A 1,859-nucleotide genomic window follows, 5' to 3' on the forward strand; every position below is an offset into this window, starting at 1 on the left:
CTCTAGCCCTCTCTCGGGTCCTTAGATCTCGTTGACCCTCTACAAGTTCGGGCCTAGCTTCCGGCAGCACTCGGTGATCGGCTTGCCGGAGGAGATGGCGTAGCCCCGGTTTTCCTGCGGAGTCCCCTTGCGTGTTTGCTTGCCGGGCTATGTTCCATGTTCCCTGCATCCCCTTTCGGGAGCTTTATAGATAGGGGTTCTCCAGGGTTCTGGATCCCCCTGACTCCCTGTCCGATAAAAGAGCGCACATCGAACCTCCTTCTTTCCGACGGCAAAAGCGCGCCGTCGCATCTTTACGGAGGAGGGCAAAAAGGCCGTCGCAGGCGGTTGCCGGTAGAATGGGCCCCAACAGCACAGGGGCGGACCGCGGCAGATTCGGCAGACATCATCCGGCGGCCGTGCTCAGGGGCGAGCGAGCCCGCGACCGGGCGCGTCATGGTGCTCCCGCCCGGATAGCCAAGCTCAAGGGCAGGGGGGGGTGGCCTTCGGCCTTATCACCGGGGACGAGGCTGCCGCCCACCTCTCTGACCGCACGTTCTCCGAGAGCTGCGTCGGCTGCGAGCTCGACGGCAGGTACGCCAACCTCAACTTCCGTCACCTTAAGCTCCTCGCCTCGCTCGAGCCCTTGACGCTCGACGTGGAGCGCTTTGCCCGCGCGAATCTCGTCAGCGAGGTCGCTGAGCGCCCCGACGCGGACGTTCGCCCGGTCTTCTCCGGCCATCTTGTCGCTCTCAACCACATACAGCGCTCTCCGAGGCGCGTGCTGCGGCGCGCTCGTCGAGTAGTGCGCCTTGCCCGATGGCATTCCCCTATGGGCCTACCTCGAACCCGTCGCTTTATCAGTACCCACCTCTTCCGTGCGGAGCGCCGGGGCGACCGGGGCATGCGTGGGGAATGCTTCCAGCTTCGTCGACAGAGGGCATCGAGGAGCGCTTCTGCTCGCCCTTCGATCGCGATCAGCGGTCTCGCGCGCGCGGACACCGCGATCGACGCAAACGCCAACGTCATGCGCGCCCTTGCCGACGCGGGAATCCCCCGCCGCGTCGGCTCGGCGAACATGCGCGGGACGCGCCTCCAGCAAATCGCTGTGCCGCTCTACCTTCCCCCGCGGATCGTCCCCGAGGGTGCGAGCGGGGGCCGCGCCAAGGCCGGTATCGTGAAGCTCGAGACCGGGATGCGGGCCGTCCCCGACGCGCTTCCCGATAATGAGGCCACTCGCTCGCCCTTCGCCATCCTCATGGCCCAATTTGGCACATGGTCCTGAAGCCCCGTGATGGAGTCGCGCAGAGAAGCCTTCAGGTTTTGTCAGGCGGTGTCGCGCAAGCGGATCCGCCTACTCTTTTGATATGACAAACCATTGCCAAGAGGCGTGACGTCGCAGGTCCCGAGATCTCTTCCGGGGCCTGCTCCTTATTCCGGCCGGTCGGGCGCGCGCGGACGCCCGCCAGCAGTCGCTCGCACGGCAGGCCGATATCCACGGGATCTCGGCGCGGCGTGCAGGTTCGGATATGTCGCCGCGCACCACAGCATCTCGGCTCCCGTACAGGGCAGTCGGTCGTGGAGTCCTTGGATTCTTCGTTCCCGGGCGCTCCGCGGGCTGCCCATAAAAGAGTCGTGAGCCGGTCCCGGCGATGCGTCGAGGCGCGGGCCCTCGCGGCGGGAAGCGTATGTTCCCGGGCGCTACCCGGGCGCGCCCGCCGATCTCCCTAGTGTGATTCAACATGTCGGACAGGGAGGGCGGTCGGTCCCAGACTGCCGTAGGCGCCCCCCACCGATCCAGGGCTCAGCAAGGGCGGCAACATGCGATCCATGAGGGCCCCCGAGCGCTCGCCGGGGTTCTGGTTAGCCGACCGCCCGGA

1 protein-coding gene is annotated in these 1,859 nt (G+C 66.4%); it reads left to right on the forward strand.

Translation table 11 applies throughout. From position 1 onward, the window contains the following. The first annotated feature begins 478 nt into the window (after positions 1 to 478). Positions 479 to 1,264 carry a hypothetical protein gene (locus QVN30_RS11420; protein ID WP_289836468.1) on the forward strand — a complete coding sequence of 262 codons (786 nt, stop codon included), beginning with the start codon at positions 479 to 481 and terminating at the stop codon, positions 1,262 to 1,264. The last annotated feature ends 595 nt before the right edge of the window (positions 1,265 to 1,859 follow it).

Source organism: Collinsella ihumii (genome assembly GCF_030385545.1).
GTDB lineage: Bacteria > Actinomycetota > Coriobacteriia > Coriobacteriales > Coriobacteriaceae > Collinsella > Collinsella ihumii.